Source organism: Vibrio sp. 10N.286.49.C3 (assembly GCF_041469545.1).
Lineage (GTDB): Bacteria > Pseudomonadota > Gammaproteobacteria > Enterobacterales > Vibrionaceae > Vibrio > Vibrio tasmaniensis_A.
Genome location: NZ_JBFRKT010000034.1, coordinates 1 through 4,516 on the forward strand (window position 1 = coordinate 1; position 4,516 = coordinate 4,516).

5 protein-coding genes and 1 pseudogene are annotated in these 4,516 nt (G+C 39.6%); 4 read left to right on the forward strand and 2 right to left on the reverse strand.

Features of this window, described 5'->3' with window-relative positions; all coding sequences use genetic code 11:
* Positions 1 to 113: 113 nt before the first annotated feature.
* From AB4180_RS15180 to exsE2, 4 genes and pseudogenes are all read left to right on the forward strand, one after another.
* Positions 114 to 548, forward strand: a complete 435-nt coding sequence (locus tag AB4180_RS15180) for a CesT family type III secretion system chaperone (RefSeq protein WP_017098094.1) — start codon at positions 114 to 116, stop codon at positions 546 to 548.
* Between the two features lie 254 nt (positions 549 to 802).
* Positions 803 to 922, forward strand: a pseudogene (locus AB4180_RS15185) (ISAs1 family transposase); the annotation flags it as partial.
* A 203-nt stretch (positions 923 to 1,125) separates the two neighbouring features.
* Positions 1,126 to 1,572 (forward strand): type III secretion system chaperone, encoded by a 447-nt coding sequence (locus AB4180_RS15190; RefSeq protein ID WP_017098095.1) that lies wholly within the window; start codon positions 1,126 to 1,128, stop codon positions 1,570 to 1,572.
* Between the two features lie 7 nt (positions 1,573 to 1,579).
* Positions 1,580 to 1,870 (forward strand): T3SS regulon translocated regulator ExsE2, encoded by a 291-nt coding sequence (gene exsE2 / locus AB4180_RS15195; protein ID WP_017098096.1) that lies wholly within the window; start codon positions 1,580 to 1,582, stop codon positions 1,868 to 1,870.
* Between the two features lie 608 nt (positions 1,871 to 2,478).
* Here exsE2 and AB4180_RS15200 read toward each other — a convergent pair.
* Both AB4180_RS15200 and AB4180_RS15205 read right to left on the reverse strand, forming a co-directional pair.
* The gene (locus AB4180_RS15200) at positions 2,479 to 3,675 is read right to left on the reverse strand and encodes a hypothetical protein (RefSeq protein WP_017098097.1); all 1,197 of its coding nucleotides are present in this window, start codon (positions 3,673 to 3,675) and stop codon (positions 2,479 to 2,481) included.
* Between the two features lie 6 nt (positions 3,676 to 3,681).
* Positions 3,682 to 4,116: a CesT family type III secretion system chaperone gene (locus AB4180_RS15205; RefSeq protein WP_017098098.1), complete on the reverse strand. Its 435-nt coding sequence runs from the start codon at positions 4,114 to 4,116 to the stop codon at positions 3,682 to 3,684.
* Between the last annotated feature and the right edge of the window lie 400 nt (positions 4,117 to 4,516).

Here is a 4,516-nt window from a genome sequence, read left to right on the forward strand (position 1 = left end):
GAAACGCACGAAATGGGGCTACTCTGTCTCTAACTGAATTACGCAACAAAGCCGTTATTAAACTCACTTTTTGGTCTACTGACACGCCTTTTTACAGTAAATAAGTAAACAATATGAGTCAGCAATATATAAAAGTAGTTGAAATGCTTTGCCAAGAGCTCGGTCTAGAGGCAGCAAACACTGAAACGAATAATGTGACAAGCATTAAAGTAGGAGAGCAAGAGTGCCACATTACCGAACACCCAAGTGGACGTTTGATGATGTTAAGTAATTTAGGTGAACTCAACAAAAACAATGCTCAGGTTTTGCTTGAAATGAATATGTTTAGCCAAGATGAGAAAAAACCAGTTGTTGGCTTTGATAATAAAAGTAATAACCTCATTCTTTGGAATCATCAGCCTATCGTTCAAGCCGATCGGTACACGGTATATCAACAATTGGAATTGCTCAGCCAATACTATGAACAAATAACCTCTCTAGCTAACAATATAGAATCAAAATCTATCGACAAAGAATCACATTTTTACCCTACAACTTTTCGCGTTTAATTGTATTAACCTAATAAACTGCAGGGAGCTGAAATACTATTACAGCTAGCGGTCTGCTCTCAACTTGCTTCACACGCAAGTTGATTACAGTATTCCCTAGTCACATCGGGATGCTTGGTTCAGGAAGAGCTACTTGGTTTGAAGGCGAGGCAACAATTCTTGCTCCATTGGTACTACATCAAGAATTATTAACAAAGTATGTAAACAAAGACAACTAGCCCTTTGAGAGTGTGTCACTGAATCAGTTTCATCATCAACGTTTTGTTCAGGACTGATTTAGGAAATCCGAAAGGGACTTATCAGTACCAAGGAAGATGAATAAAGCTGCATGGAATAAAGATTACAGAGCCTCCGTTCTGTTTACATCAGATTAACAAAGTACATTCGTGCCCTTATTGAGACCATAAAAGGAATAGAATCACGCTTAAGAAGCGCGAATGCCGAAGAACTGCGTATTTTGGTAATTGCGATCTGACTGAACCTTACGTAATATATAAAAAATATCAACCAATAATAATATAAAAAACACCTGTTTAACCTATAATAACTATTAACATTTAATGAAAGGACTGTTTTTATGTCAGTACGCCAAATTGTAGATGAGGTTCTGATAGAGTTTTCTCGTCGAGTAGGCTTGCCTGAATTACATTTGACTGAAGACGAACTGGGGTTAGCTTTTGACGATAAGTTAAGAGTGCATTTAATTTTTCACTCTAAAATAGAAACACTTCAACTAGAAGTAGAGATTGTTGACCTACAAATTGTTAATTCTGATCTTTATCGTTCTTTTTTGTCATTCAACTATCACTGGTCTGAACATCAACTATTTTTTAGTCTAGATAATCACAGGCACAAGCTGTGTTTAAACAGGTTGCTTCGTGCCGAAAAACTCGACTATGAGCTGTTTGAGAGTGGACTTGCTGAACTGCTCACACAGAGCGAATCTTGGGAGTCCTTGTTGTCTGCTCATGTCGTAACAGAAGTTTCACCGTCTATGCTTCAAAGCTCAGACTTAAGAGTTTAGGTACCTTATGTCCAACGACATCAAACCAAAAATAAATGATATATATTTCAATAACTTAGAGAGCAAAGGACAACCTCCCCTCGCAACGCAAGGCACCTTTCTGGGGCGAACCGTTGTACAGACTAGTCCTGGAGAGCGAGAGGCGAATCGAGCCAACTCCAAACTGGAGTTAAGTGAGTTGTTGTCGATGCATGCGAATGTGGAAATTTATAACTCAATCTTAAGCTTCGAAAAAGACCCTCATTCTGTACAAGCCTTATTGAATAGAAAAATCCAAGTGATCAGTCAGTCTCAATAAAAACGACCATAAATCGAAATCGGCCCTAGTTTTGAGCCTTGTGTAACTATCCTCAACTTGTGCGTTGTAATGACACAGAGTTAAAGCGGTACTAATAGCTGTAGCACACAATACACGCTGTTTCAGATAGTGGACACTTGTGATAGTCAAATTTTTGCTTCCCGTTTTTTTGAGCCGTGAAGCTTAGGTAGCCAAAGATTCAGCACTACTTAGACGCCTATCTTTGTAGGGGAAAGGTAATCCTCATTGTTTACATGCGTTGCCGGAGGAGAATAACTCCATCTATAAAGCCGTTTAAAAAACTTCTTACTCTCATCACCTTCTAATATTGTTTAAAATCAATGCATACATAGATATAATGACGATTTATGCCATAACTAAAGCTGTTTTACGATAAATGCGACGTTGTTGTTTAATTCAGTTAAGAAAAAGAGTTATTTTAACACACTTCTATCGATTTGACCTTCAAACTTAAATTGCAGACACCACCTTAGTTGGTGGTATCTGCGTTAGTTATTATATGTTCAGAAAATCAACTATGAGACGCTCGCCTCTCATTTGCCCTACAACACCAGACTACATAAAAATTTGCGTTTTTATATTTATTTCTACTTCAAAACTTCCGCAATATCCGCTGTACCGTTTAAGTAAATAATTGGCACTCCAAGTTTTTGGGCTAGGGGCTCAGCATGCTGCTTGAATAACTCGTACTTATCATTTTTGGATAACAACGTTTCTCCTTTCCAATCGGCTAAATCTTGGTGAGAGGCTGTTGGGGCGCTGTCGTTGAGGAAAAACCCTGCTATTTCCACCTTCTCGGTTGCCTTCTGCCCCTCGTGGAGATTTACACCTCCAGACGTACAGATAAGAATTTCATTGCGCATCCCATAGGTTTTCTTCAGGACTTCACTTGGAGTGTTGGTATGCCTTTGATGTCGCGGTAATTCCTTTTTTGCTAGTAACCCTGTACGTTCATAGTCAGGCATTGCCTCATAGCGGGTCTTTGTAGCGTTCTTATCTGAGACGTTGACAAGATCTTCAGTCCGATCAAGAAGACCAATGTTGGTTTCCGACATCAGATCGTTTGGACTAGCGGCAATAACATTTTGTTCCGGAACTTTCAGAATTACACCAACGGAGCCATAAGTGAAAGTCTTGCTCTGGTTTACGATACTAGTGCATGCTACATCCCAGGAGGTTAGCGCACTTTCTGCATCAATACTAAAAACGCCCTTCCCTTCCATCAAGTGAGTTATTGGTGCGGTGTGGACAATAAACTGAAAATCTTGTTTTGACTGGTGCCCACGCACTCCCATTTCACCACTTACTACTGTAGGATCTGTAAAACCTCCACTATCCCACGAGCGCACAAAGTTTTCCTGAACTGCTGGGTTATCGGCTTTTTGGTGTAACGCTGCGGTCAGCTTTTTAGCATCTGAGGATGAAGCTCCTTGACCATGTAATGCTTTGATGAAACCTTCTTTCATCCGGCTTATCAAGCCCCCCTTGTTCTGTCTGATTACATGCATATCTCGAATTTCGAACTGTCGTCCGTCATCAAGAGTAAAACCTCCCTTCGCTTGTTCTTTGTTCATTGCTGTCATTGCTGTCATTGCTTCATCCATACTTATCGTGATAGCAGTTTTTTCTCCTGTGGTGGGTTGTTTCAGTGTAGGTCCTGTTGGCGCGATATCCTGCAGTAGTTTAGCTTTGTCAGGCTGAACCTTTAGTTCATATGGACTCTTGGTATGAGTTGAAGTGTTTGTGACATTAGTCGTTTGAACTGGATTCAATCCAATAGGCATGAATATTTATCCTTTTATAAGCTGTTGAGAATAAGGCATGGTTACTTCATTTATCGGTTCTGATACCGAACTAAATTGAGTTCTAAGAGTACTCATAAGCACAATGAAGTTGTTCATCGTGTTCTCAAAGTCGATTTCATCGCAATCAACTAAGCTAAGCTCATGAATGAGAAGCAGTTTATTTTGATGCGTCGCTAACCAACAACGTTTCATCGTATCCTGTTGTCCGTTCAGTACCATACTGCTGCGGAGTATATACAATTCATCCTTCATAGAAATATCCGTTATCTCACCATGAAGTAGAAGCTCCTGTCCATCTTCAGAGAGTTGGACCAGGAGGGAATGAGCCTCGTCTACCCGCATATGGCACCGACGGTCAATTAGAGTTAGCTGCTCGTTGATATTTCTCAGCCAGTATTTGACATTACTTTCTCTGTCCATTTTATCCTGTTCAATTTGTCATGGTTTTACCACTTAGATTAACGTGCAACAAAAAAACGGCAATCATATGTAGCCGTTATTTTTTATGTTTCTACGGGAACAGTTTCGATGGTCTCCGTAAAATGGTCGGAAATAGCATTTTCACCCTCAAATTACATCATCTTAATTATGTTTATCTAATTGAATTTTGTATACTTTTTTAAAGTTTTGGTAAATGATTATAATTTGCTTAGCCAGCCAAAAGCGAGACCCAATTCCATAGGCATTGGAACGTAAATGAGTTGGTTAAGTGGTAAGATTAGCTTTGTTTCGCAATTCAGTGGAACTAAATTAAGAATCTACGACCTGAGCAGCTACCACCACTCTCTCGTAGCCCTATGCCTAAACCTCGTTATAAAAC